This is a genomic window from Shewanella sp. ECSMB14101, from assembly GCF_000773485.1.
Classification (GTDB): domain Bacteria; phylum Pseudomonadota; class Gammaproteobacteria; order Enterobacterales; family Shewanellaceae; genus Shewanella; species Shewanella marisflavi.
The window spans coordinates 247,576-272,742 of sequence record NZ_JSFF01000004.1; the positions used below are offsets into that span (position 1 = coordinate 247,576).

The following is a 25,167-nucleotide window of genomic DNA, read 5'->3' on the forward strand; positions in this document are numbered from 1 at the left end:
AGTCAGGCGACTTGCTTAAACCCCCATTTTTGTTTAGTGTCTGTTGCGATATTTTAGGTGATAATTTTTGGGCTTAGGCGTGTTCGCCTTGCCGTTCAACCACAAAGATGACAATAACAATGAAAAAAACTGCAATCATACTTGCCTTGGCGGCTGCCGGACTGGTCTCTGGCGCTCATGCCGCTACTCAAGAGCCTTTCAAGGTACAACATCTTGTTAAAATGAATAAACTGCATTCCAGTGCTTTGTCTAACGACGGCACAAAAATCGTCTATGCAGTCAAAAAATTTGATGATAAAGGTGAGGCACAATCTGACCTTTATCTTCAGTCACTAAGCGGTGAAGGCAAAGTAAAACGTCTGACCTCGGCAAAGGGTACAGAGCATAGCGTGGCCTTTAGCGCAGATGATAAGAAGATCTACTTCCTGGCGGCGCGCGATGGCAGCTCACAGCTGTATGAGCTGGCACTCGATGGTGGTGAAGCGGTCAAGATCTCTAATCTGCCGCTGGATGTTGAAGGCTTTAAGTTATCTCAAGATGGCGCTCAGGTTGTGATGAACATGCGCGTCTACCCTGAGTGTGACACCTTAAAGTGCACCGCAGACAAGCGTGACAATGAAGCCGAGCGTAAATCTACCGGCCGCGAATACAAGCAGTTGATGGTACGCCACTGGGATACCTGGAGCGATCACACTCGCAGCCATCTGTTTGTTGCCCAGCTTAACGGCACAATCATTAAGGATGCGGTAGATGTCACCAAGGGACTGGATACCGAAACTCCGCCACTGCCATTTTCGGGTATGGAAGAAGTAACCTTTACCCCAGACGGTAAGTATGTGGTTTATAGCGCCAAGGCGCCAAGCAAATCACAGGCATGGGAAACCAACTATGACCTGTGGCAGGTGTCAGTGCTCGGTGGTGAGGCAAAAAACCTGACCGAGAGCAACAAGGCGTGGGATGCGCAGCCGACTTTCTCGGCCGATGGCCGTTACTTGGCTTATCTTGCCATGACCAAGCCGGGCTTCGAGGCGGATCGTTACCGCGTCATGCTGCGTGACACAGTTACAGGTCAAGAGAAAGAAGTCGCACCGCTTTGGGATCGCAGCCCAAACTCGCTGACATTCGGCGCCGACAACCGCACGCTGTATGTAACAGCTCAAGATGTGGGTCAGGTCAGTATCTTCGAAATTAACACCCAGTTTGGCGATGTGAAGACGCTCAACAACGATGGCAGCAACAGCATTCTTGGTGTGACTGGCGACAAGATTGTCTTCAACCATAAGAGTCTGGTTGAGCCAGGCGATCTTTATACCATGTCTCTCGACGGTCAAAACCTAAATCGTCTGACCGAAGTGAACAAGGATAACCTAGCCAAGATCAAGTTTGGTGAGTTTGAGCAGTTCAGCTTCAAGGGTTGGAACAACGAAGAAGTTTACGGTTACTGGATTAAACCGGCTAACTACAAGCAAGGCAAGAAGTATCCTGTTGCCTTCCTGGTACACGGTGGTCCACAAGGCTCTTTCGGTAACTCGTTCAGCAGCCGCTGGAACGCTCAGCTATGGGCTGGTGCCGGATATGGCGTGGTGATGATCGACTTCCACGGCTCAACCGGTTACGGCCAGGCCTTTACCGACTCTATCTCTAAGGATTGGGGTGGTAAGCCACTAGAAGATCTGCAGAAAGGCCTAGCAGCGGTGACGGCGCAGCAGAAGTGGCTTGACGGCGATCGTGCCTGTGCTCTGGGCGGTTCATACGGTGGCTACATGATGAACTGGATCCAAGGTAACTGGAACGACGGCTTCAAGTGTCTGGTTAACCATGCGGGTCTGTTCGACATGCGCTCTATGTACTATGTGACCGAAGAACTCTGGTTCCCAGAATTTGAATTTGGTGGTACGTACCAGGATAACAAGGAGCTGTTCGAGAAGTTTAACCCAGTTAACTATGTCGATAACTGGCAGACACCTATGCTGGTTATCCATGGTGAGAAGGACTTCCGTGTGCCTTACGGTCAAGGTCTTGCCGCATTTAGCTTCATGCAGCGTAAGGGCATTCCATCTGAACTGCTTATCTACCCAGATGAGAACCACTGGATCCTTAACCCAGATAACCTAGAGCAATGGTATGCCAACGTGCTAGGTTGGATGGATCGCTGGACAGAAAAGTAGTTTCGTCAGTGTATTGCAAGAAGCGGGTGATATTTTAGTCACCCGATCATAGAAATAAAAAGCCAGAACTCAGTTCTGGCTTTTTTGTGTGTGACTGTCTCGTCCTGAAAAAATGTGTTTACTCTTTTAGGTCGAGCCATGACGGGGACTTGGCGCTGTGACTGAGCTTGAAAAATGCTCGAAAATAATCAACCACAAGATGGGCAATAGTAGGATTTCAGTGAATATCCCTATTGAACCTATATCACCGAAAAATAGTGTTTGCTCAATAAACCTAACAAAGCCCATGGGATCCCAGGAGGCCGCATTGATATTACCGTGCAGCATCATGGAAAGGACGATAACAAGCCCAATGGCTAACCACTTTCTAGCCGGTTCATAGGTAGAGATCAGGTAGGCAGGGATCAACGCCGCCAAACCAATGCCAATGAAATTTTGCGCAATATGATAAAAGTCGAAGTTGTTGTTCCACTCAAGCCACCAAAACACCTTACGAGCCGCGGCGATACCGATAGCAGCAATGGTTAAGGCGTAGTAACAGGTCGCGATACACGCACTGAGTAGCAATAATCTTAGGTAACTCATCAATAATCATCCTTAAAATTTACAGCGTTCCCGATTCGGGCCAATCTTGAGCAGAGAAGAACAGGCATAAAAAGTGGCGCTCTTCCGATTAAATCTGTCCTTTAGATTGAGTCTATAAATTGAAAAACTACAGTTGTGTTACACCTTTTACAACTAAAACCGCAGCTTATTACAAAACGTTACTCGTCGCTGAATGGGCAGAGTGTCAGAGACGTCAGGTTAACCAGGCGAGTGCATGTTTACCCTTTTTAATGACGAGCATGTTTTGCCATTTATGGATTAAATGCTTAGACGTGGTGTTGCATTGAGCTGCTTAACGCAGCATGACTTATTAGCTGTTCACTAATCCCAAAAATCTGCGAGCTTTGCTTTTCAGGTATTGGTTTGTGATAACGACGCCGGCTTAATCAGCGTCGTTATTCATAGCCGAGATATAAATAAGTCAATCAGGCCAAGCAAGAGTACTTACTCTGGCCTTCATCTTTAATGTCCTGGCATGCCGTCGTTGATGCGGTACCAGGAAGTGAGGCTGTATCTGTCGTGGTGTGACAGTGAAACCTCGTGAGGGAAGAGTTCGCTTAAGAAGATCACCATGGTGCCAAATCTTGGCTCGACTACTTGGAAAGGCTTGGTTTCGTCTCCTTGATACATCAGGAGTTCACCACCGTGGCTCGGTTGCCAGTCGGGGTTGAGATAAAGAATGCTGGTGAGCCTACGGTTGGTCTGGCCGCGAAACGCATCGAGATGACGTTTATAGAAAGCGCCGGGAGCGTAATAGGCGAGCATAGCTTCTTGATCGAACAGACCCAGGTAGAGATAACGGTTAACTGCCAGGCGTAGTTGCTCTGACCAGGCGAAATAGTCCTGAGTAAAGTCCATTGATTCATTGAGCCAGCAGATCTTATCCCGGCGAATCGACTCGATGACCTGTTGCTCTTGCAGGCGACCAATTGCCGCGGCTTTAAAGTTCTCCTGAGAAAGCGCAGTGATGCCGTCCAATAGGGCTTGTAACACGGGCTGAGGCAAGAGGTTATGCATCACCACATAGCCCTGGGTGGCGAGCTGGTCGCAGATGTCGGCAAATAGGGTGTCGTCTAGGGATAAATCTAATTGTGTAGTCAACGGCGTGAGATCTTAATAAGGGGTGAAGCCTTATATCCCTATGCTGACAGTCTGGCTAACTAATAATTTTTGTGGTTAAGATAAAAAGCTTTTAGTATGACTTTATTCATTTAAAAACAGACAGATATAGCTATTGGTGGACTGACTGGATAAATAAAAAAGGTGCTCTGAGAGCACCTTTTAACACTGACTAATCATCTAGTAAATTAAGCGGGATCTTGATACTTCTTACCGTAGAAACTAGCGATAAGGATCGCTTTTAATTCTGCGATCAATGGGTATCTTGGGTTGGCCCCTGTACATTGGTCGTCGAAGGCGTCTTCGGCAAGTTCGTCGAGTTTGGCGAGGAAGTCGGCTTCGTTAACGCCGGCGTCTTTAATTGAAGCCGGAATGCCAATCGTCTTCTTGAGTTCATCGATTTTTTCGAGCAGCGCTTCCACTTTTTGTTCATCGCTAATACCTTCGCCAATAGCGCCTTTTAATTTGAGATGTTCAGCTATCTTTGCGTAACGACAAAGGGCTTTAGGGCGATCGTACTGACTGAAAGCCGCTTGCTTGGTCGGTAGATCGGTCGCGTTAAAGCGGATCACGTTAGAGATCAGCAGGGCATTTGCCAATCCGTGTGCCAGGTGGAATTCGGCGCCCAGTTTGTGTGCCATAGAGTGGCAGATCCCCAAGAAGGCGTTGGCAAAGGCGATACCCGCAATGGTCGCGCCATTATGCACTTTCTCGCGGGCAACAGGTGCCTTAGCACCCAGAGTGTAAGCGTCTGGCAGGTGTTTTACTAGCAGATCCATCGCCTGTAGTGCCTGACCATCGCTGTACTCGTTGGCCATCACGCTGACATAGGCTTCCAGTGCATGAGTGATGGCATCGATACCGCCGAAGGCAGTAAGGGACTTTGGCATATCCATCACCAGGTTAGGGTCGACGATCGCCATGTTAGGTGTTAACTCATAGTCGGCAATCGGATACTTCATACCGGTTTGCTCGTCGGTCACGACTGCGAACGGCGTTACCTCTGAGCCTGTGCCTGAGGTAGTGGGGATTGCTACCATCTTGGCTTTCTTACCCAGTTTTGGAAACTTGTAGATACGCTTACGGATATCCATGAAGCGCAGCGCCAGATCGGCAAAGTCGACATCGGGATGTTCATACATTACCCAGATGATCTTGGCCGCATCCATTGGCGAACCGCCGCCGAGGGCGATGATCACATCGGGCTGGAAGCTCTTTGCGACGCTAGCGCCTTGATTAACGATGGCCAGCGTAGGATCGGCTTCTACTTCGTAGAAGACTTCGGTTTCCAATCCCTGAGATTTTAGGATCTTAATGGTTTCATCACAGTAGCCGTTGTTGAACAGATACTTGTCTGTCACGATCAGGGCGCGTTTCTTATCACTTAACTCTTCTAGTGCGATGGGCAAGCTGCCGCGGCGGAAATAGATAGAAGAGGGGAGTTTATGCCACAACATATTTTCGGCTCGCTTAGCGACAGTTTTCTTGTTAATCAGATGGCTAGGGCCAACGTTTTCTGAGATGGAATTACCGCCCCAAGAGCCACAGCCGAGTGTAAGGGAAGGCGCAAGCTTAAAGTTGTACAGATCGCCGATACCCCCTTGAGAGGCTGGGGTGTTGATCAGAATACGGGCTGTTTTCATGCGATAGCCGAAGGTTTTCACCCTTTCTGTCTGCGTATCCTGATCGGTATAGAGGCCAGATGTATGGCCGATGCCGCCCAGTGTGACTAAGGCTTCAGCTTTGTCTAGCGCATCGTCAAAATCGCTGGCGCGGTACATGGCCAGTAGCGGAGAGAGTTTCTCGTGGGCAAAGGCTTCGCTTTCGTTGATCTCAGTTGCCTGACCAATCAATACTTTAGTGCTGGCAGGTACCTTGATGTTGGCCATGGCGGCGATGGTCGCCGCGCTTTGGCCTACGATGTCGGCATTGAGTGCACCATTTTTAAGGATCACCTTCTGCATCGCCTTGGCTTCTTTAGCTGACAGCATATAGGCGCCGTGGCTGGCGAAACGTTCTTTGACCGCGTCATAGACGGCATCGACTACGACGACTGCCTGCTCTGAAGCGCATACCACACCGTTATCGAAGGTCTTGGACATTAAGATAGAGCTGACTGCCCGCTTGATATCGGCGGTTTCGTCGATAACGATTGGTGTGTTGCCAGCACCCACGCCAATGGCAGGCTTACCAGAAGAGTAGGCCGCCTTCACCATGCCTGGGCCGCCTGTGGCTAGGATAAGATTGATCTTCTCATGGGTCATCAACTGATTCGAGAGGGCTACACTCGGTTCATCTATCCAGCCAATGATATCTTTTGGTGCGCCAGCCTCGACGGCGGCATCCAGCACTAGGCGAGCAGCGGTTGTGGTCGATACTTTTGCTCTAGGGTGAGGCGAGAAGATAATACCGTTGCGGGTCTTAAGGCTGATCAAGGCTTTAAATATCGCGGTAGAGGTTGGGTTGGTGGTGGGCACTATGCCGCAGATGAGGCCCACAGGCTCGGCGATGGTGATGGTGCCGAAGGTGGGGTCTTCCTCTAGGATGCCACAGGTCTTGTCATCCTTATACTTGTTGTAGATATATTCGGAGGCGAAGTGGTTTTTGATCACCTTGTCTTCCAGCACACCCATTCCGGTCTCGTTAGCCGCCATCTTGGCTAGGGAGATTCGGGCATCGGCCGCTGCCAAGGCGGCGGCGCGGAATATTTTGTCGACCTGTTCCTGACTAAAGTTGGCAAACTCTGCCTGGGCCTTGGCGACCCGCTCTACCAGTTGATCGAGCTCCTGCTGGTTGCTTACTGTCATAATAAGTTCCTCGAAAAAAATTTAGCGAAAATCGGTTTTGGCTAAATTCTCTTTATGAAGGAAAATTACACTTTTATAGGGGCGTTAACCGTGATCCCTGCCACAAAGCCCCCTGTTAATGTAATAAAATAACATGGTGAACATGATGTGACCGACTTGGTAGGGTTAATTCTAGTCGGGTAAAAATAGAATAATTAATTCAAAGTTGTGAATTGTGATAGAAAATGTCGTTTTTCCCAACGTGAGCAATACTGTACAGTATGCGTTTTTCAACCATACTGCTTTTTAGCCGGCTATAAGCGTCACTTGAGGACATGACATTGGATTTAACACTCTATGTTAAATTTTTTCTAGGTTTGGTAGCGATCATTAACCCTATTGGGCTACTGCCCGTATTTGTAAGTCTCACCAGTCATCAGACTGAGGCGGAGCGTAATCATACGGGGAAGGTGGCAAACTTTGCCGTGGTGGTGATTCTGTTGGTGACCATTATTGCGGGGCAGCATATCCTCAATATGTTTAGTATCTCGCTATCGGCGTTTAGAATTGCAGGTGGTACTCTGATCGCCATTATCGCCATGTCGATGCTGCAAGGTAAACTGGGCGAAGTAAAGCGCAACCAAGAGGAAGATAGGGAAGCCTCTGGTATGGAGTCAGTTGCCGTGGTCCCCTTGGCATTGCCTTTGATGGCGGGACCTGGTGCCATTAGCTCGGTGATTGTCTCGGCGGCGCAACACAATACGGTTAGCGACCTGATTGGTATGTCGATCACTGTAGTGATCTTCGGCTTGACTAGTTTTACCCTGTTCCGTATGGCGCCAGTAATTTTTAAGCTACTGGGTAAGACTGGGATCAACGTGATCACTCGTCTGATGGGTCTGCTGATGCTGTCTATCGGTATCGAGGTGATGGCAGCAGGCTTTAAGGGCTTGTTCCCCAGCCTTATTGGTGGCTAATAGAAATTCAATAAAAAACGCGCCTTGAGCGCGTTTTTTTATGCCTGTTTTTCTCGCTGCCTTTGTTGTTACTGTAGGTCGATCAAGGAGCCAGCTTTGGCACTAAAGAGGTGCTGGTGCAGACGGGCGGCGAACTCGTCAGTCATCCCCGAAATATAGTCGGCGATAACTCTATTGCAGTTGCCGCCTTGCTGGGACACCTGTTGCCAGCGCTCCTGGGTATTGAGTGGCAGCAGGCGCTCAGGATCGGACGCAAAGGCCTCAAACAGCTCCATCACAATCTGCTGGCCTTTGTATTCCAGCATCTGGATCTCTGGCTTGCGAATAACCCGCATGTAAACAAACTGCTTGAGCACATGCAACGCCTTGGCAAAAGGCGGCTCGAGGTTAGCGTTAAATCGCAACAGTGGCTCACTAAAGGCTGAATTTTCTTCTATCACTATGGCGGTAACGAACCCATTGACCAGGGTGCCTATTGCATCTTTTCTCAGGTGGTTTTCCAGTGCAAAAAGCTTGCTTCCAATGGTGGCGAATTCCTTTGCTATCCATTCATCGTCACTCTGCGCGAGCTGATTGGCGACATCTTGTTGCCACATGGCCTCGGTGACTATGCCCATGACGATGGCATCTTCAAGATCATGAATGGCATAGGCGGTGTCGTCGGCAATCTCCATAATCGAGCAGTCCAGCGACTTGTAATGGGTTCGCTTGTGCTGATCCTTGTCAGTGCTTTGAGCCGAAACAAACAGCGTCTTGTCTTCAACTGACAGCGGCGCTAATACCCAGTCCAATATTGGCTTGTCTTCATCGAAAATGCCTTTCACCGGCCGCCATTGGCTAGGTTTAAGTTGGCGGTAACTGTCGACTTGCGGCCTGGGTGGCGACTGAAATAGCTCACTATGACAAGCGGGATACTTGAGGATCCCAAGCAGGGTACGCCGGGTGAGATTCATGCCAAAGTGCTGAGTATAGGGCTCCAGCGCCGTGAGGATCCTGAAGGTTTGACCGTTGCCCTCAAAGCCGCCATCGCTGCGCATCATATAGTTGAGGGCCACTTCGCCGCCATGTCCAAAAGGGGGGTGACCAATATCGTGGGCCAGGCAGAGGGACTCTATCAGACTCATGGAATCTAGCAGAGAATGAAGCTCAGGGTATTTTTGCTTAAGCTGAGCGCAGATCCCTGTGCCTATCTGCGAAACTTCCAGCGAGTGGGTTAGGCGGGTGCGGTAGAAATCGTTCATGCCAACCCCCAATACCTGGGTCTTGGCTTGCAGGCGTCTAAAGGCCGCCGAATGCAGAATGCGGGCGCGATCGCGCTGATAGGGACTACGATGATCGTTGCGCCTGAGCTTATCTTCTCCTAAACGTCTTTCATGCCAGATGGCTGATGTCATAGCAGGTGTCCTCTGTGGCGAGCCAAGTGCTTTAGAGCAGACGATTGATCTCGTCTAAGTTGAGCTCGAAGCTTGGAATATAGGTCTCGATAAAATAGCGCACTGCCGGATCCGGGTTTTGGTTTAGGGATTCGGTTAGGCGACGTTTGGCGGTATTAAACTCATGGTTGCCGGCAGATTGTTCCTCTAAGCATTTAAGGTAGGCGCAGAGGGTGTCCGCCGATTTGACGATCTGCTTATACTCTTCATCGACCTGATCGCTGAGGAGCAGCGAGCGATAATCCTCTTGAAACTCCTCTGGCACCATCTCCAGTAAGCGGCACTCAGCAATAGCTTCGATCTTCTTGTATTCGGCTTCTATCTCCTTGTTGAAGTACTTAACGGGCGTGGGGAGATCGCCAGTCAGGATCTCGCTGGCATCATGGAAAATGGCCAAGGTGGCAGCGCGCTCGGGACTGAGTTGTTTATCGAATTTTTTGTTGGCAATGATAACCAGGGCATGGGCGACCATGGCGACTTGGAGCGAGTGCTCCTGAACGTTTTCAGGGCGGACGTTGTACATAAGTGGCCAGCGTTGGATCAATTTCATCCTGGCCAGGTGGGCAAACAAATGACTCATACTGCTATCCGTGTTGACACTAAGATGAGATAACATTAACACAGGGCAAGTAAATAGAAACAGTGCCTTAAGAATAAAAAAAGCGATCCTAAGATCGCTTTGATTTATTGGCCTTGCTGGTAATTGGTTACTGGCTATAGCTGGAAAGAAAGTCACCAAACTCCACCAGCGCTTTTTGCAGATCTTCTTTGTGGGGGAGGAAGACGACCCTGAGATGGTCGGGCTCCGGCCAGTTAAAGGCTGTGCCCTGTACCAACAGAATTTTCTTCTCCTTAAGTAGATCAAGCACCAGGCGCTCATCATCACGCAGATTAAACTTCTTGGCGTCAAGCTTAGGGAAAGCATAGAGCGCGCCCTTGGGCTTTTTACAGCTAACCCCAGGGATCTGATTGAGCAGTTCATAACAGGTGTCGCGCTGAACGGTCAATCTGCCTTCTGGGGCGACCAGTTCATTAATGCTTTGATAGCCCCCAAGGGCGGTCTGAATGGCATGCTGATTAGGCACGTTAGAACACAGACGCATAGATGCCAGCATGTCTAGGCCTTCGATATAACTCTTGGCTGCCTTGAGGTTACCCGAGAGTATCATCCAGCCTACGCGAAAACCTGCTGCGCGATAGGATTTAGACAAACCATTGAAGGTAACTGTTAAAATATCGTCTGACAGTGTGGCTGCGGGGATATGCACAGCGTCGTCATACAAGATCTTGTCGTAGATCTCATCGGCAAACAAAATGATGTCATGCTGGCGACACAGCTCGATGATCTCCAGCAGTAACTCTCGCGAATACACAGCGCCGGTGGGGTTGTTTGGGTTGATGAGCACTATGCCACGGGTGCGGCTGCTGATCTTGGATTTAATATCGTCAAGATCGGGAAACCAGTCTGACTCTTCGTCACAGCGATAATGTTGCGCCTTGCCACCAGAGAGATGCACCGCCGCCGTCCACAGAGGATAGTCAGGTGAGGGGACCAGTACCTCATCATCAGTGTTGAGCAGACCTTGCATCGCCATCACAATAAGCTCGGATACGCCGTTACCTATGTAGATATCTTCGATGTCGACACCAAATAGTCCTCGGCTCTGGTAATGCTGCACAATCGCCTTTCGGGCGGAGAACAGCCCTTTAGACTCGCTGTAGCCCTGTGCGCTGGGTAGGTTAAGGATGACGTCACGTACTATCTCTTCCGGGGCCTCGAAACCAAAGGGGGCCGGGTTACCGATATTGAGCTTAAGGATGCGATGTCCTTCATCTTCAAGGCGCCTTGCCTCTTTATGAACCGGGCCTCGGATGTCATAACAGACGGTATCGAGTTTGTTGGATTTAATGATAGGGCGCATCGAAACCTCGTGATTGCCAGTATGCAAAAAGAAAAGCTGATTATTTCAAAGCTCGTAAGTTATCGAACAATAACGAAAAAAAGTATTGTTTAAAAGGGGCTTTCGCGCAATTTTGGAAATATTTTTAGAGGAATATTCTGCGTGGTTAACTTGTTAAATTGCTATTTAGTGTTTTGCTCTGCCGTGGCGGCCTTTATAGGTGGTAAATACTGGTTTGGTGGGATAAAGGTATAAAAAAGCCAGCGATAAACGCTGGCTTTTATGATTAAGTTAACGGCTTGTTTAAGCGCGTTTCTTGAATTCGTGTGTACGAGTGTCGATCTCAATTAGATCGCCAGTCTTAACGAAGTCAGCAACACTCAGCGTTGCGCCGCCAGCAATCGTTGCAGGCTTCATCACTTTACCAGAGGTGTCGCCACGAGCCGAAGGCTCAGTGTAAGTCACTTCGCGTACAACAGTTGTTGGTAGCTCAACAGAGATAGCCTTACCTTCATAGAAGGTAACTTGGCACTGCTCTTCCATACCATCAACGATATAAGCCGCTGCATCGCCCAGGTTGTCAGCTTCAACGTCATACTGGTTGTATTCAGCATCCATGAAAACATACATAGGATCGGCAAAGTATGAATAGGTACAATCAAGACGGTCTAGAATGATATCTTCCATCTTGTCTTCACCCTTAAAGGTGGTTTCGGTAGATGAGTCTTGAAGTAGGTTCTTCAGTTTCATCTTAACGATAGCCGCGTTACGGCCTGAACGAGTTGTTTCAGTTTTTTGAACAACCCATGGGCTGCCATCTAACATGATCACGTTTCCAGGACGGATTTCATGAGCAGTTTTCATTTCTCTATTTCCTATATTTTAGGGTGTTTCTATTTCAACGCAGTATCTTAGCTATTTTTGACGAATTGAACTAGTCGTGTTGCAAGATCTGCATCATTTAATGCGTCACTCGGCCAGTTTTGCGCGTGTTGCGTCAAGACCGGGTGGGCGTTAGTCACGTGTTGCCACAGGGGAACGAGCTCCTCCTGGGCACCTTGGTTAAAGCCTAGATTGAGCATTTTCCAGGCCTTTGCAATTTCTGGGGCCAGATTATGACAATAAAGTGCCATAAAGGCTTCTAATTTTATCAGATGATAGTCTTCTTCCTGGGGATAGATGTGCCAGATAAAGGGGCGAGCCGCCCATTGTGCCCGTAGGAAGGAGTCTTCGCCGCGGACAATATTAAAATCGCAGCTCCATAGCAATCTATCGTAGCCTTGCTGATCTGTCATCGGCAGAATGTGTACCGTTAGCTTATCTAGGGTAAATTGTTGACCAGGCTGGCAAGCCGCCGTATCACCGATTAACGTTTTTAGGCTGTTTAGGCTTCTACCCACTGGGACTAACAGGTGCACTTTTTGCTCGCCAGTGCGCCAAAGCTGACAAAGCGTCTCAAGGCTTGGCGTTTCATAACTAAAGAGGCTTATGACGGTATCATCAGTATTTATGCCCTTAAGCCCTAACTGGTTAAAGTAATCAAGACGTTGATTAGTGGTCTGCCAGTGCTCACGCTTGGTCAAAAGATCGGCTTCGCAGATGAGACCGCCTGTTTTGTGGGTAAAGCCGGGGAAGTAAAAATGTTTTTTAAGGCCGCTACGCTGCAAAGAGGGCAGCCCATGACAACCTTCGACCCAATCTTCGGCGCTGAGGTACTCTAGGTTGAGCCAGACAGGAACCTTGCCGCCACCTTGGTGCAGGGCTGTGATACTGTTTATGACCTCTGCAGGCAGCTCACAGGCAAAAGCTTCGATAAGCACTTTGCCAGGGACATAGGCTAAACTTAACGGCTCATCCCAATGTTTGATGCACACGCCTTCGAAGGATTGGCTAGGGCAGTTGGGATCAAGCTTTGGTAAGATATGCGCGAAGCTTGCAAGGTCATCGACCCAAAGGTGGATCTCAAGTCCGTATTCTTTGGCGAGTTGTTTCGCCAAGCGCCAGGTGACTCCAATATCGCCATAGTTATCGACGACGGCGCAAAAAATATCCCAGTGGCTGTGGTGGTCTTGATTTGACATGGAAAACTTGGCTGATCTCAGTTTATATCGTGGACGTCACGAGCAAGTTTGGATGAATCTGGCGTAGAGCTAAAAAAAGCGGCTGTTAGCCGCTTTTTATGCTGTTCAGGCCGGGAAGTTAGTCTTCCAGCTCTGCAAGGCACATCTCTTCGTAGATCTGTTTAACCCACGCATCGACACGCTCTTCGGTCAGTTCGGGTTGACGGTCTTCGTCAATTCCCAGACCGACGAAGTGTTTGTCGTCGGCAAGACCTTTAGAGGCTTCGAAGTCGTAGCCGTCTGTTGGCCAGTGACCGATAACAACGGCACCGCGTGCTTCGACGATCTCGTTGACCATGCCCATGGCATCGAGGAAATACTCGGCATAATCTTCCTGATCGCCACAACCAAAGATAGCGACCAGTTTACCGTCGAAATCAATCTGCTCTAATTCAGGGAAGAAATCATCCCAATCACATTGGGCTTCACCGTAATACCAGGTAGGGATACCGAATAGCAGCAGATCATATTCTGCGATCTGTTCTTTGGTACTCTTGGCGATATCCTTGACGTCGACCATCTTCTTACCCAGCTTCTTCTGGATCATCTTGGCGACGGCTTCGGTATTACCCGTATCACTGCCGAAAAAAAGACCTACAGTTGCCATTGTCTTTCCTTTATCTAGTTCACTAATGTTTGTTTCAATACCAGTTAAGATCAGCGTGTAACCTGCTTAAGCAGTATCGATTCGATTAATTGGCTGCGGCTGATGTTACTGGCCAAAGCCTTTTCATTCAAGGCGTCATACAAATCTTGTGACACCTTTAACTCTATTCGTTTTAATCCGGCTGCACGGTCGCGCTGGATCTGATTTCGTTTGTTGACCTTTAGTTGTTGCTCTCTGGGGAGTGGATTACTGCGAGGACGTCCTCTGCGTTTTTCCGTAGCAAACAGGTCTATCGTTGTTCTATCTGAAGATTCTTTTGCCATCGAATGTTCATTTAACCTATGCCTGAGCTCTCCCAAGAGAGTTGGATCAAGCCCTTAGCTACAAACCCGGCACAGCCGAGAAATAATACTAACCAAACAATATAACGGCCAAATTTAGGGACATTTCCCTGTTTGAGCACGTCATGAATTGCCATACCTATAAAGAAGAATATCGCTGCAAAGAACAGGTTTAAGCCAACGGCTTCTATCTGTTCCATGTACTGAGATAACATGCTGCGTTCCCTCAGGCTAAAAAAAGAGGCGCGAATATACCATAGTTAAGCGTTATCTGCTACACGCTTTACAGACAAGATTTAGTCATTTTGTGCAATAAACTCGGTAACGATACGATTGAAAATCGCTGGCTTTTGTGCGTGTAACCAATGACCTGTGCCAGCCAATGTCTTTGACTGTATCTTAGGAAACTGAGAGACAAATGCCTGGCGATGGGCTGACGTAACGTAATCTGAGTCGGCGCCGCGAATACATAGGCTAGGGCCAGTGTATTGTTGCTCGCTCAAGGGTAATGGCCAGCCTATCAGATGAGGGTAACTAGTCTTAAGCCCGGCAAGATTCATTTTCCAGATAAATCCTTGATCGTCTTTGGCTAAGTTTTTAAGTAAAAACAGTGCCGTGCCTTCGTCAATGCCAGCATCGAGTAATTGCTTTTGGGCCTCAGCACGATTATTTAGCGAGCTGAGATTGATGTGACTCAGTCCTTCAAATACCGTTTGATGTCTAGGCTGATAGGCTACCGGTGAGATGTCAGCGGCAACCAGACTCTTTACGCGATCGGCATAAAGCAGGGCGGTTGCCATGGCAATCTTACCGCCCATTGAGTGACCAACAAGGTGCGCCTGATCGAGTTCGAGTTCATCCATCAGGCCAACTAATGCCTCGGCGACCATGGGGTAATCCATGTTAGGCCAATGGGGACTAAGGCCATGGTTAGGCACATCAATACGTATCACCTGATAACCATCTAGTGAGTTGCCTAAGGTTTTTAGGTTGTCTAGGTTACCAAAGAGTCCGTGGATAAGAATAACCGGGCTACCTTGCCCCGATTGGGTGTAATTTAAGCTGGTCATGGCGTTAACAACATCAGTGATCTTGGGCAAATTGTGCCTGTAAACTCGGCTAAATGACAGTACTAACCCAGGCGCTGGCAATTCTCTGCTGGGATTTTGTTCACTTAACGGCTAATTTATTGATCTTGTAACCAAGTTGTGGATTTTTAATGCGATCGGTCTTTATTCCTGTGGGAAAGATAGCATACACTTGAACGGATCTGGCATGAGTGGATCCGGATCGCGATACGCTAACAATAACCTAATTACCTTTACAGTCTAAGGAAGATTCTAGTCATGAAATATATTGAGATTGATGAAGAGCTATATCGCCATATTGCCAGCAAGACTGAGCGCATAGGAGAGAGTGCTTCAGAGATCCTGCGACGCTTACTCGGCCTAGACGTAGAGACAGTTGCCATGGAGGCGCCCAGCCAGATCAGCCAGCCGGGTCTGGATAAAGAGGTGGCAACCCAATCACAGCAACAATCACAGCAGGTCGCAGCGCTCGATGCCGATAGCTTGTTAGATAAGGCGGCACTGGCCCAGCAAAAGGGCGCAGTGGGTCGTTTCCTGTTTACCTTAGAGGCTATCTATAAAGCGACGCCTAATCAGTTTGACCAGGTGCTGCAGATCCAGGGGCGCGATCGTCTCTATTTTGCTACCTCAAAAGAGTCATTGCTTAAGGCCAGTAAGTCGGCAAATCCAAAAGAGATTGGTAACAGCGGCTTTTGGGTGACTACCAACAATAATACCGCCAAGAAACGCACCATATTGAGCGAAGTGTTAGGACAGTTTGGGGTGCAAGAAAAACAGATTGAAAACATTATTGGTCATATTTAGGTGACACACTAAAGCTCAATCTATCCGATACTTAGGAGTACATTTTGGCGCTACATGAGCGAGCCGGTAAGACGGCACAACAAAGGGACTTGGTTAATATTCCTAAACTGATGAGCCACTACTATCGGCTCTCACCGGATGTGACCAAAGATACACAAAAGGTCACATTTGGCACCTCGGGTCACAGAGGTTGTGCCTTTAATAAGAGTTTCAACGAAAAGCATATCTTGGCCATCGTCCAGGCGGTGGTCGACTATCGACTCGATGCCGGTATTTGCGGGCCTATGATAGTGGGCATAGATACCCACGCGCTGTCTCAAGCGGCTTATGTCACAGCACTTGAGGTGCTGACGGCCAATGGTGTACAGGTGATTGTCGCAAAAGATGATGAATATACGCCAACGCCTGTAGTGTCGCATGCCATCATTGCGGCTAACAGAGAACAGGGGGCAGAGCTCACCGACGGTCTGATTATCACACCTTCCCATAATCCACCTCAGGATGGGGGGATCAAGTACAATCCGCCCCACGGTGGCCCGGCAGAAGGTCAGATCACCGCTTGGGTTGAGCAGCGTGCCAATGACTATTTGGCAAAACAGCTCGAAGGGGTGAAGCGACTGGCTTATTCGGTTGCGATTAACACAAGCCTTATCGAAGCACGGGATCTCATGGCTGCTTATGTCAAGGATCTCGAGCAAGTGATTGATATGCAGGCCATTAAAAATGCTGGTATTCGTATTGGGGTCGACCCCTTAGGCGGGTCTGGTATCCATTACTGGGCCAAGATTGCAGAGCAGTATGGTCTGGATATTACTTTAGTCAATGATCGTATCGATCCCACCTTTGGATTTATGCCGCTGGATAAGGATGGCAAGATTCGCATGGATTGCTCATCACCCTATGCGATGGCAGGGCTACTAGCTCATCAGGATGAGTTTGATATCTGCGTCGGTAACGACCCAGATTACGACAGACACGGTATCGTTTGTCCGGGTAGCGGGCTGATGAACCCAAATCACTATTTGGCGGTGGCGATCGAATATCTACTGTCTCATCGCCCGCAATGGTCGGCCGACCTTAAGATAGGTAAGACACTGGTCTCCAGCGCCATGATAGATAAGGTATGCATTGAGCAGTCTCGCAGTTTGTGTGAAGTGCCTGTGGGCTTTAAATGGTTTGTTGACGGTCTTGCCGAGGGCAGTTTCGCCTTTGGCGGCGAAGAAAGCGCCGGCGCCGCTTTTTTACGCCGTGATGGTGGCAGCTGGTGTACCGATAAAGATGGTTTTATCTTGGCATTGCTGTCAGCGGAGATCCTGGCGGTAACTGGTAACACACCTGCGCAGCTCTACGCTGAGATGGTTGAACGCCATGGCGAAAGCTTTTATAAACGTATCGATTCACCCGTTAAACCAAAGCGCAAGGCCAAGTTTAATCAGTTGGTCGCCGAAGGAGTGACGGCTGAGCATCTTGGTAGCAAAATCTTAGCAAATGATGAGATCCTGCAGGTGCTAACTCACGCACCAGGTAATGGCGCAGCCATTGGCGGCTTGAAAGTTGTGACCGCTAACGCCTGGTTTGCCGCGCGGCCATCGGGGACAGAAGCCCTGTTTAAGCTTTATGGTGAGAGTTTTGTTAGCGACGATCATCTTGAAAGCGTATTAGCACAGGCGCAGCAGATGATAGAGCACTTGCTATCAACTTAGGCTGTATAAAAAGTATAACCTGTATTGAATTTAGCCCCGGTAAAGCCAGTGTTTCACTGGCTTTTGTCGTTATAAAGAGGATCAGCATGACGAAAACCGATAAGAAACGGGATAAGGCACTTCGTGAGCAGTTGACGCAGATGTGTGTCGAGGCTAAGGAGTGCTTTGCTGGATTTCAGTGGCTAACCCATCAGGTTGATTATGGCCGTTTTCCATCGAGCTTAAAGGTTATCTGCGTATTTGATAGTAAAGCGTCATTAGCGGAATTTAAGGCTGCTGGCCAAGAGGCACAACTCAAAATAATGCTAGCGGATGCCCTAAGCGGTCTAAGTGGTTTAAATGGTATAAGCGGTCTAAAGCTTTCATCCAAGCAATTGGACGGTGTGTTACAGCTTGATACTGAATAGGCATGCGTTAGTAAAGGCCCTGGTCATAGGGCGAAACGCTTAAAGTAAAAAACTGAGCGCCTAAATTAAACGCTCAGTTAAACGCTCAGTTAAACGCTCAGTTTTTGTGTGCTGACTCCTGAGAACGGTCGGCTAGCTAGCTTAATAGGTTAGGTGACAGCTAGGTAGATCATTCTTTTCAAGATAGTTCTGATGATACTCTTCGGCCTTGTGGAAAGTTTGCACGGGCACTATCTCGGTCACGATTGGCCTTAATCCCCACTTGCCACTGCGAGCCAGAGCAAGTTTAGAAGCCTCTGCCTGCTCCTTTTGAATCTTATTGTGGAAGAAGATCGCGCTGCGGTATTGGCTGCCAATATCACCGCCCTGCATATTCAAAGTGGTAGGATTGTGGTTGCTCCAAAAGACGGCGAGCAGATCATCAAAGCTCACCTTAGTCTCATCAAACTCTACCTGGACCACCTCGGCATGGCCAGTGGTGCCAGTTTTGACTTCTTTATAGCTTGTGGCGCTGTCCTTACCACCCATATAGCCACAGGTGGCGGAAATAACACCGTCTATTTGCTTGAAAAAATACTCAACACCCCAGAAACAGCCTGCGCCAAATGTTGCTAGTGCCATGTATGACCTCTTATTGATTAAACCTGTGTCCATCTCGCGTATCCGTTTAAACGTTTAGATGGCTAGACGGCCTTATTCTGTATTATCTGATTAACGAATGCAACCAGGAAAATCTTGTTGCTGGCATTGGCGCGCGTGGCCGATGGCGCCCTTAAGTGATACTATGCTTGCCAGTTGATAATAATGCTAATAAATCCAAGGAGTCGCCCCGCTAACTTGGCCACTTAAGTGACCTGGCACGGCGATGCAATAAAGGAGTTTTCTGTGCAAGACACCCTGATGTTGTCGAAAGACTTTTTGCAACTGACCCTAGACAACCCACATGGCCTTAATGCCCCCTTTGAGTTTTGCTTAGGGCAACACACCCAAGTCTCGGTATGGGATACAGGGGTGATACTGTTTGAGCCGCTAACTGAACTTAATGCAGAGACCAAGAGTATCGTGCTTTCATCAGCAGTTCATGGCAACGAAACGGCACCTATCGAGCTGTGTGATCAACTGATCACAGCGCTCCTGTCTGAAAAACTTATCACCCGCCACCGGGTGTTGTTCTTGATCGGTAATCCGCCAGCCATTCTAAACGGCACTCGTTTTGTTGAAGAGAATCTCAACCGCCTGTTTAGTGGCGCACATTCTAGAGGCGAAGGCCTAGTCAATCAGGAGCGTGAACGCGCGAAACAACTAGAGCAGTATGTGGACCGCTTCTTTAATGCCGGTCCCGAGGGCGGCAGTCGTTACCACTACGATCTGCATACCGCGATTCGCGCTTCCAAGCATGAGAAGTTTGCCATCTATCCTTATCCCCACGGGAAGCCCTATAGCGGCGAACAGATCATGTTTCTGGCCGCCTGCGGCATTAAAACTGTGTTGTTTCATCATGAGCCGACGACCACCTTTAGCTATTTTTCTGCCCACGGTTATCAGGCCCACGCCTTTACTATTGAGCTGGGCAAGGTAATGCCATTTGGTCAGAACGATATGACTCGCTTTATCGAGGTGAAAGAGATGCTTACTCGCCTGGTGACGGGCAAGGCGTTAGAGCTTGGCGAGTTTGATGAAAGCCAGGTGAATCTGTATCAGGTGAATCGTTCAATCAACAAGCATTTTGATGATTTTAGTTTTACCTTTTCGGGTGACGTAGAGAATTTTACTGCTTTTCCAAAGGGTTATATATTAGCAAAAGAGGGAGGTACTGAGATTAAGGTCGAGGCAGACGCCGAGTCTATCGTTTTCCCTAATGCCAATGTACCCGTTGGTCAGCGTACTGTGCTGTGTTTAGTGCCAGCAAAAGATTATCGCGTGGTTTAGTGTACGGCTTGTAAAGCTAGCGATACATGAGGCAAGCTAGCTAGTTGACAGCACAAGGAGGCTTTAACTTGCTAGGTAGTTTACGTTAACGTAACTTTAAGGCCGCGTCATAAAAGAGAATAGTGGACAACTTAGGGTGTTCACAGTCAGATAACAAGAATACTCAGCTGATAAGAGAATAGTATGAGCAACGCAACGAGCAATACAGAGACTGTCCATCGCGTCAGTTTTCTCGATAAGGACTCATTATCGATCCCGATCTTGAAGATCCTCCAAGCCGATGGTACCACCTTCGAAAATGCTGTGTTACCCGTGATCGATCAGGCTTTGGCTGCCAAAATTTATGATACCTGTGTGTTTACACGGGTGTTAGATGAGCGGATGTTAGCCGCGCAACGTCAGGGACGGATCAGCTTCTATATGACCTGCACCGGGGAAGAAGCCGCCGTGGTTGGCAGTGTCGCTGCCTTAGAGCAAGACGATGTGATCTTGGCTCAGTATCGTGAGCATGCGGCCATCCGCTACCGTGGTTTTACCACCGAACAGTTTATGAACCAGATGTTCAGCAATGAGAAAGATCTGGGTAAAGGGCGCCAAATGCCTATTCACTATGGTAGTGAAGCGCTTAATTACCAGACTATCTCATCGCCGCTGGCCACACAGATCCCTCAAGCTACGGGTGTGGGTTATAGCCTCAAGATGCAGGGCAAGCGCAATGTTGCCATCTGCTATTTTGGCGAAGGCGCAGCCTCGGAAGGCGATTTTCATGCCGGTTTAAACATGGCGGCCGTGCTTAACTCGCCCACCATCTTCTTTTGCCGTAACAATGGCTATGCAATCTCGACCCCTACCAACGAGCAGTTTGCCGGTAATGGTATCGCTAGCCGCGGTGTGGGCTATGGCATGCATACTATACGCGTGGACGGTAACGATATGCTGGCCGTATTGGCTGCGACTCAGCAGGCAAGAGCCTATGCGCTGGAAAATAACAAGCCAGTGCTGATTGAAGCCATGACCTATCGTCTGGGCGCTCACTCATCATCTGACGACCCATCTGGGTATCGCTCAAAGGATGAAGAGGCTAAGTGGCAGCAACACGATCCGGTGAAGCGTTTCAAGTTGTGGTTGATCAACAAAGGCTGGCTCGCCGAGAGCGATGATGTGACGCTGTACGAGAAATACCGTGAAGAGGTATTAGCAGCGGTGAAAGTGGCCGAAAAATTACCAGCGCCACGTATCGAGGAGATCATCGAAGATGTGTTGGATGAGCCTACGCCGAGACTGAAGCAGCAACTGAGCGAGCTTAAGCAGCACATCAAGAAATATCCTGATTCCTATCCACGCAGTGCAGGGAGAGATTAAATCGTGGCCAAGATTAATATGTTACAAGCCATCAACGATGCCTTGACCATCGCGATGGAGACTGACGATAAGGCGGTTATCTTTGGTGAAGACGTGGGCCATTTTGGTGGCGTTTTTCGAGCCACCTCAGGATTACAAGAGAAGTTTGGTCGTGATCGCTGCTTTAACACGCCGCTGACCGAGCAGGGCATTGCCGGTTTTGCCAATGGTCTAGCATCAAATGGTATGACGGCGATTGCCGAGATCCAGTTTGCCGATTACATCTTCCCAGCGTTCGACCAGATAGTGAACGAGTCGGCTAAGTTCAGATACCGTAGTGGTAATGAGTTCGATGTGGGCGGTATTACATACCGTACACCATATGGTGGCGGGATCGCCGGTGGTCACTACCACTCGCAGTCACCAGAGGCCTACTTTACTCAGACACCGGGTCTAAAGGTGGTTGTGCCGCGCAACGCGTATCAAGCCAAAGGGCTGCTATTAGCTTCCATTCGCGATAAAAACCCTGTGGTCTTCTTCGAACCTAAGCGTCTCTACCGCGCCAGCGTCGGCGAGGTGCCAGATGAAGCCTATGAAATTGAGTTAGGCAAGGCGGAAGTGGTTCAGGAAGGTACAGATATTACCGTACTGGCCTGGGGCGCACAGATGGAGATCGTCGAAGAAGCGGCTAAGTTGGCGGCTAAGAAAGGGATCTCTTGCGAGGTGATTGACCTGCGTACTCTTGCACCATGGGATGTCGATACGGTTGCCGAGTCGGTGAAAAAGACTGGACGTTTGGTGATCAACCATGAGGCGCCATTGACCGGTGGCTTTGCGGGCGAGATCGCCGCTACCATTCAGCAAGAGTGTTTCCTCTATCTTGAATCACCCATTAGTCGTGTGTGTGGTTTAGACACGCCATATCCGCTGATCCATGAAAAAGAATATATGCCTGATGCGCTCAAGACCTTTGAAGCGATCAAAGCATCGATGAAATACTAGGAGCCCAGGCATGATTAAAGATTTTATTTTGCCCGATATCGGTGAGGGCGTGGTTGAGTGTGAGTTAGTCGAGTGGTTAGTGGCCGAAGGGGACACAGTCACTGAAGATCAGCCGATTGCCGATGTGATGACAGATAAGGCCTTAGTTCAGATCCCAGCTGTGCATGCTGGTGTCATCAAAAAACTTCACTATAAAAAAGGTGATATCGCCATCGTTCATGAGCCGCTGTATTCGGTTGAAATCGATGGAGAGGCCGCTGATGACGTAGCGTCAGAACCGGTCGATGAAAAAGTCGTTCAATCTGATTCACAGCAAAACATTGCCGGTAAGCGTGTAGAAGAGTTCCTGCTGCCCGATATCGGCGAGGGGATTGTTGAGTGTGAACTGGTCGAGTGGCTAGTTCAAGAGGGCGACATGGTGGTCGAAGATCAGCCTATCGCCGATGTAATGACGGACAAGGCCCTGGTGCAGATCCCGGCAATTAAGAGCGGTAAGGTTGTCAAACTACATTACCGTAAGGGACAACTTGCCCAGGTGCACACCCCTCTGTTTGCTATCGAAGTTGATGCTGAAGAAGGCGCTGTTGCTGCGCCAGTGACTGAGCAGGCTCCAGAGCAATCTGAGGTGGCCGAATCTGAACTGCATGCACCGGCAGCAAACGGTAAGGCGCTGGCAAGCCCGGCGGTACGTCGTTTAGCCCGTAGCTATGATATCGACTTAAGCCAGGTTCCAGGCACTGGCAAGCACGGTCGTGTCTACAAAGAAGATGTAGAGCGTTTCCGCAGCGGTGAGGCGGTTAAAGCAAAAGCCGCAAAAGAGCAGATACAAAGCGAGCCAAGCGCTGCGCCTGTAGTGGCCTCAGCCGGTGATCGCGTTGAGCCTATCCGCGGCGTGAAGGCGGTGATGGCCAAGATGATGACCGAATCTGTGTCTACCATTCCGCACTTTACTTACTGTGAAGAGTTGGATTTGACTGAATTAGTCGCGCTGCGAGAGTCGATGAAGGCGCGTTACTCGAGTGACGATCTTAAGCTTACCATGATGCCTTTCTTTATGAAGGCGATGTCATTGGCGCTTACCCAGTTCCCTGGTATTAATAGCCGAGTGAACCAAGATTGCACCGAGCAGACTTTCGTCGCATCTCACAATATCGGCATGGCGGTAGATTCAAAAGTGGGTCTTTTAGTGCCAAACGTTAAAGATGTGCAGCAAAAGTCTATCCTTGAGGTGGCTAGCGAGATCACTCGTTTGACTAAAGATGCCCGAAGCGGACGTGTAAGCCCTGCGGATCTGAAAGGCGGTAGTATCTCTATCTCAAACATTGGCGCGCTCGGCGGCACAGTGGCCACACCTATCATCAACAAGCCTGAGGTAGCCATTGTCGCACTGGGTAAGCTGCAGACTCTGCCACGCTTTAACGACAAGGGTGAGGTTGAGGCGCGTAAGATCATGCAGATCAGCTGGTCTGGCGATCACAGGGTGATTGATGGTGGTACCATTGCCCGCTTCTGTAATCTGTGGAAGCAATACCTTGAGTCTCCACAAGAGATGTTGCTGGCGATGCACTAATTGTTTCGTAATCTCATTAAGAAGGGCGCCGATGGCGCTCTTTTTTTTATCTGGAGTTAATCTTTCGCGCCAGATTAAGTATAATGCCGCTAATTAGTCCCACTCTTTGGTTTGAGCATGAGTCAAGTAGCACCAAGCATCGAAAATATTCAATACCCGTTTCCAGCAAAGCCCATTCCCCTAAGCGATAGTGAGAAGCAGGCCTATAAGGCGCGCATCAAGCAGCTATTGAAAGAGAAAGAGGCGGTATTGGTGGCGCATTACTACACAGACCCTGAGATCCAGGCTCTTGCTGAAGAGACTGGCGGCTGTGTGTCTGACTCGCTGGAGATGGCCCGTTTTGGACGCGACCATCCTGCTAAGACACTGATTGTGGCGGGTGTTAAATTTATGGGCGAGACCTCAAAGATCTTAAGCCCAGAAAAGACAGTGCTTATGCCTACCTTGGACGCGACCTGTTCTCTGGATGTTGGGTGTCCTATCGAGACCTTTAGCGCCTTCTGCGATGCTCACCCGGATCATACGGTTGTAGTGTATGCCAATACCTCTGCTGCCGTTAAGGCGCGCGCGGACTGGGTGGTTACCTCTAGTATTGCGCTTGAGATTGTTGAACATCTTGATAGTCAGGGTAAAAAGATTATTTGGGGACCGGATCGTCATCTCGGTAGCTATATCGCTAAGCAGACAGGTGCAGAGATGCTGATGTGGCAGGGCGAATGTATTGTCCATGATGAGTTTAAGGCCAAGGCACTGAAACAACTCAAAGAGCAGTATCCTGATGCAGCGGTGTTAGTGCACCCAGAGTCGCCAGCCAGCGTTGTAGAGATGGCCGATGCCGTTGGGTCAACCAGCCAGTTGATTAAGGCTGCGCAGACGCTAGAAAATGACACCTTTATCGTGGCGACAGATAAGGGGATCTTCTACAAAATGCAGCAGGCGGCGCCTAATAAGACGCTTATCGAGGCCCCTACAGGTGGAAATGGTGCGACCTGCCGTAGTTGCGCCCATTGTCCTTGGATGGCGATGAATGGTCTTAAGGCTATTGAAGCTGCGCTGTTAAATGATGGTAGTGAGCAGCATGAAATTTTTGTAGATGAGTCGCTCCGTGAGCGTGCCTTGCTGCCACTTGATCGCATGTTGGATTTTGCGAAAACACTTAACATGCAGGTGAAAGGCAACGCCTAAAGGGGTGTGATCACATTCACACAACAGCATAAAAGCACCTAAAGGTGCTTTTTTTATGGTTCATCGCGGCTTTCCGGGGA

23 protein-coding genes are annotated in these 25,167 nt (G+C 49.1%); 10 read left to right on the top strand and 13 right to left on the bottom strand.

The genetic code is table 11. The annotated features are described in order from the left end of the window. Nucleotides 1–107: 107 nt before the first annotated feature. Nucleotides 108–2,168, top strand: coding sequence for a dipeptidyl-peptidase 5 (locus NY07_RS05960; RefSeq protein WP_140946896.1), 2,061 nt, complete (start codon nucleotides 108–110; stop codon nucleotides 2,166–2,168). 126 nt (nucleotides 2,169–2,294) lie between these two features. On the opposite strand, the gene NY07_RS05965 is transcribed toward NY07_RS05960, so the two are convergent. The 3 genes from NY07_RS05965 to adhE form a co-directional block, all read right to left on the bottom strand. Beyond that, a complete protein-coding gene (locus NY07_RS05965; RefSeq protein WP_033538419.1) occupies nucleotides 2,295–2,753 on the bottom strand; it encodes a hypothetical protein in 459 nt (152 codons plus the stop codon). Nucleotides 2,754–3,236: 483 nt separating this feature from the next. Beyond that, the gene (locus NY07_RS05970; RefSeq protein WP_033538420.1) at nucleotides 3,237–3,875 is read right to left on the bottom strand and encodes a 2OG-Fe(II) oxygenase; all 639 of its coding nucleotides are present in this window, start codon (nucleotides 3,873–3,875) and stop codon (nucleotides 3,237–3,239) included. 206 nt (nucleotides 3,876–4,081) lie between these two features. Then, nucleotides 4,082–6,700 (bottom strand): bifunctional acetaldehyde-CoA/alcohol dehydrogenase, encoded by a 2,619-nt coding sequence (gene adhE, locus NY07_RS05975; RefSeq protein ID WP_033538421.1) that lies wholly within the window; start codon nucleotides 6,698–6,700, stop codon nucleotides 4,082–4,084. A 320-nt stretch (nucleotides 6,701–7,020) separates the two neighbouring features. Here adhE and NY07_RS05980 point away from each other — a divergent pair, with 320 nt between their 5' ends. After that, nucleotides 7,021–7,656, top strand: a complete 636-nt coding sequence (locus tag NY07_RS05980) for a YchE family NAAT transporter (RefSeq protein ID WP_033538462.1) — start codon at nucleotides 7,021–7,023, stop codon at nucleotides 7,654–7,656. Nucleotides 7,657–7,724: 68 nt separating this feature from the next. On the opposite strand, the gene NY07_RS05985 is transcribed toward NY07_RS05980, so the two are convergent. The 9 genes from NY07_RS05985 to NY07_RS06025 all read right to left on the bottom strand — a co-directional run bounded on the left by NY07_RS05985 (nucleotide 7,725) and on the right by NY07_RS06025 (nucleotide 15,128). Next, entirely contained in the window at nucleotides 7,725–9,050 is a 1,326-nt protein-coding gene (locus tag NY07_RS05985; protein ID WP_033538422.1) for an anti-phage deoxyguanosine triphosphatase, read from the bottom strand. Nucleotides 9,051–9,081: 31 nt separating this feature from the next. After that, nucleotides 9,082–9,669 (bottom strand): 5'-deoxynucleotidase, encoded by a 588-nt coding sequence (gene yfbR, locus NY07_RS05990; RefSeq protein WP_033538423.1) that lies wholly within the window; start codon nucleotides 9,667–9,669, stop codon nucleotides 9,082–9,084. A gap of 127 nt (nucleotides 9,670–9,796) precedes the next feature. Next, nucleotides 9,797–11,011 carry a pyridoxal phosphate-dependent aminotransferase gene (locus NY07_RS05995; protein WP_033538424.1) on the bottom strand — a complete coding sequence of 405 codons (1,215 nt, stop codon included), beginning with the start codon at nucleotides 11,009–11,011 and terminating at the stop codon, nucleotides 9,797–9,799. Nucleotides 11,012–11,293: 282 nt separating this feature from the next. Next, on the bottom strand, nucleotides 11,294–11,854 hold the full coding sequence (gene efp, locus NY07_RS06000) for an elongation factor P (protein ID WP_033538425.1): 561 nt from the start codon (nucleotides 11,852–11,854) through the stop codon (nucleotides 11,294–11,296). Nucleotides 11,855–11,901: 47 nt separating this feature from the next. Beyond that, nucleotides 11,902–13,071, bottom strand: a complete 1,170-nt coding sequence (earP, locus tag NY07_RS06005) for an elongation factor P maturation arginine rhamnosyltransferase EarP (RefSeq protein ID WP_033538426.1) — start codon at nucleotides 13,069–13,071, stop codon at nucleotides 11,902–11,904. Between the two features lie 118 nt (nucleotides 13,072–13,189). Then, nucleotides 13,190–13,717 carry a flavodoxin FldA gene (gene fldA / locus NY07_RS06010; protein ID WP_033538427.1) on the bottom strand — a complete coding sequence of 176 codons (528 nt, stop codon included), beginning with the start codon at nucleotides 13,715–13,717 and terminating at the stop codon, nucleotides 13,190–13,192. Between the two features lie 50 nt (nucleotides 13,718–13,767). Further along, entirely contained in the window at nucleotides 13,768–14,040 is a 273-nt protein-coding gene (ybfE, locus tag NY07_RS06015; RefSeq protein ID WP_033538428.1) for a LexA regulated protein, read from the bottom strand. Between the two features lie 11 nt (nucleotides 14,041–14,051). Continuing rightward, nucleotides 14,052–14,273, bottom strand: a complete 222-nt coding sequence (locus tag NY07_RS06020; protein ID WP_033538429.1) for a DUF2788 domain-containing protein — start codon at nucleotides 14,271–14,273, stop codon at nucleotides 14,052–14,054. Nucleotides 14,274–14,354: 81 nt separating this feature from the next. Next, nucleotides 14,355–15,128, bottom strand: a complete 774-nt coding sequence (locus NY07_RS06025; RefSeq protein ID WP_033538463.1) for an alpha/beta fold hydrolase — start codon at nucleotides 15,126–15,128, stop codon at nucleotides 14,355–14,357. A gap of 276 nt (nucleotides 15,129–15,404) precedes the next feature. On the opposite strand from NY07_RS06025, the gene seqA reads away from it, so the two are divergent. The 3 genes from seqA (at nucleotide 15,405) to NY07_RS06040 (ending at nucleotide 18,060) form a co-directional block, all read left to right on the top strand. Further along, nucleotides 15,405–15,950: a replication initiation negative regulator SeqA gene (gene seqA, locus NY07_RS06030; RefSeq protein ID WP_033538430.1), complete on the top strand. Its 546-nt coding sequence runs from the start codon at nucleotides 15,405–15,407 to the stop codon at nucleotides 15,948–15,950. A 44-nt stretch (nucleotides 15,951–15,994) separates the two neighbouring features. Next, complete coding sequence (pgm, locus tag NY07_RS06035; protein ID WP_033538431.1) at nucleotides 15,995–17,653, top strand: phosphoglucomutase (alpha-D-glucose-1,6-bisphosphate-dependent); 1,659 nt, start codon at nucleotides 15,995–15,997, stop codon at nucleotides 17,651–17,653. 86 nt (nucleotides 17,654–17,739) lie between these two features. Further along, complete coding sequence (locus NY07_RS06040) at nucleotides 17,740–18,060, top strand: hypothetical protein (RefSeq protein ID WP_052125516.1); 321 nt, start codon at nucleotides 17,740–17,742, stop codon at nucleotides 18,058–18,060. 141 nt (nucleotides 18,061–18,201) lie between these two features. Here NY07_RS06040 and msrA read toward each other — a convergent pair whose 3' ends face one another. Next, nucleotides 18,202–18,681 carry a peptide-methionine (S)-S-oxide reductase MsrA gene (gene msrA, locus NY07_RS06045; protein WP_033538432.1) on the bottom strand — a complete coding sequence of 160 codons (480 nt, stop codon included), beginning with the start codon at nucleotides 18,679–18,681 and terminating at the stop codon, nucleotides 18,202–18,204. 279 nt (nucleotides 18,682–18,960) lie between these two features. Here msrA and astE point away from each other — a divergent pair, with 279 nt between their 5' ends. From astE to nadA, 5 genes are all read left to right on the top strand, one after another. Then, on the top strand, nucleotides 18,961–19,989 hold the full coding sequence (gene astE / locus NY07_RS06050; RefSeq protein WP_033538465.1) for a succinylglutamate desuccinylase: 1,029 nt from the start codon (nucleotides 18,961–18,963) through the stop codon (nucleotides 19,987–19,989). A 183-nt stretch (nucleotides 19,990–20,172) separates the two neighbouring features. Next, on the top strand, nucleotides 20,173–21,351 hold the full coding sequence (locus NY07_RS06055) for a thiamine pyrophosphate-dependent dehydrogenase E1 component subunit alpha (RefSeq protein WP_033538433.1): 1,179 nt from the start codon (nucleotides 20,173–20,175) through the stop codon (nucleotides 21,349–21,351). 3 nt (nucleotides 21,352–21,354) lie between these two features. After that, nucleotides 21,355–22,332 carry an alpha-ketoacid dehydrogenase subunit beta gene (locus tag NY07_RS06060; RefSeq protein ID WP_033538434.1) on the top strand — a complete coding sequence of 326 codons (978 nt, stop codon included), beginning with the start codon at nucleotides 21,355–21,357 and terminating at the stop codon, nucleotides 22,330–22,332. A gap of 10 nt (nucleotides 22,333–22,342) precedes the next feature. Continuing rightward, on the top strand, nucleotides 22,343–23,902 hold the full coding sequence (locus tag NY07_RS06065; protein WP_033538435.1) for a dihydrolipoyllysine-residue acetyltransferase: 1,560 nt from the start codon (nucleotides 22,343–22,345) through the stop codon (nucleotides 23,900–23,902). Between the two features lie 117 nt (nucleotides 23,903–24,019). Then, nucleotides 24,020–25,087: a quinolinate synthase NadA gene (gene nadA, locus NY07_RS06070; protein WP_033538436.1), complete on the top strand. Its 1,068-nt coding sequence runs from the start codon at nucleotides 24,020–24,022 to the stop codon at nucleotides 25,085–25,087. The last annotated feature ends 80 nt before the right edge of the window (nucleotides 25,088–25,167 follow it).

Bases quoted from the DNA above. Each gene is read 5' to 3' on its own strand.
- NY07_RS05960 (WP_140946896.1), top strand. From the start codon at position 108: ATGACAATAACAATGAAAAAAACTGCAATCATACTTGCCTTGGCGGCT.
- NY07_RS05965 (WP_033538419.1), bottom strand. From the start codon at position 2,753: ATGAGTTACCTAAGATTATTGCTACTCAGTGCGTGTATCGCGACCTGT.
- adhE (WP_033538421.1), bottom strand. From the start codon at position 6,700: ATGACAGTAAGCAACCAGCAGGAGCTCGATCAACTGGTAGAGCGGGTC.
- NY07_RS05985 (WP_033538422.1), bottom strand. From the start codon at position 9,050: ATGACATCAGCCATCTGGCATGAAAGACGTTTAGGAGAAGATAAGCTC.
- yfbR (WP_033538423.1), bottom strand. From the start codon at position 9,669: ATGAGTCATTTGTTTGCCCACCTGGCCAGGATGAAATTGATCCAACGC.
- NY07_RS05995 (WP_033538424.1), bottom strand. From the start codon at position 11,011: ATGCGCCCTATCATTAAATCCAACAAACTCGATACCGTCTGTTATGAC.
- efp (WP_033538425.1), bottom strand. From the start codon at position 11,854: ATGAAAACTGCTCATGAAATCCGTCCTGGAAACGTGATCATGTTAGAT.
- earP (WP_033538426.1), bottom strand. From the start codon at position 13,071: ATGTCAAATCAAGACCACCACAGCCACTGGGATATTTTTTGCGCCGTC.
- fldA (WP_033538427.1), bottom strand. From the start codon at position 13,717: ATGGCAACTGTAGGTCTTTTTTTCGGCAGTGATACGGGTAATACCGAA.
- ybfE (WP_033538428.1), bottom strand. From the start codon at position 14,040: ATGGCAAAAGAATCTTCAGATAGAACAACGATAGACCTGTTTGCTACG.
- NY07_RS06020 (WP_033538429.1), bottom strand. From the start codon at position 14,273: ATGTTATCTCAGTACATGGAACAGATAGAAGCCGTTGGCTTAAACCTG.
- NY07_RS06025 (WP_033538463.1), bottom strand. From the start codon at position 15,128: ATGACCAGCTTAAATTACACCCAATCGGGGCAAGGTAGCCCGGTTATT.
- seqA (WP_033538430.1), top strand. From the start codon at position 15,405: ATGAAATATATTGAGATTGATGAAGAGCTATATCGCCATATTGCCAGC.
- NY07_RS06040 (WP_052125516.1), top strand. From the start codon at position 17,740: ATGACGAAAACCGATAAGAAACGGGATAAGGCACTTCGTGAGCAGTTG.
- msrA (WP_033538432.1), bottom strand. From the start codon at position 18,681: ATGGCACTAGCAACATTTGGCGCAGGCTGTTTCTGGGGTGTTGAGTAT.
- astE (WP_033538465.1), top strand. From the start codon at position 18,961: ATGTTGTCGAAAGACTTTTTGCAACTGACCCTAGACAACCCACATGGC.
- NY07_RS06055 (WP_033538433.1), top strand. From the start codon at position 20,173: ATGAGCAACGCAACGAGCAATACAGAGACTGTCCATCGCGTCAGTTTT.
- NY07_RS06065 (WP_033538435.1), top strand. From the start codon at position 22,343: ATGATTAAAGATTTTATTTTGCCCGATATCGGTGAGGGCGTGGTTGAG.
- nadA (WP_033538436.1), top strand. From the start codon at position 24,020: ATGAGTCAAGTAGCACCAAGCATCGAAAATATTCAATACCCGTTTCCA.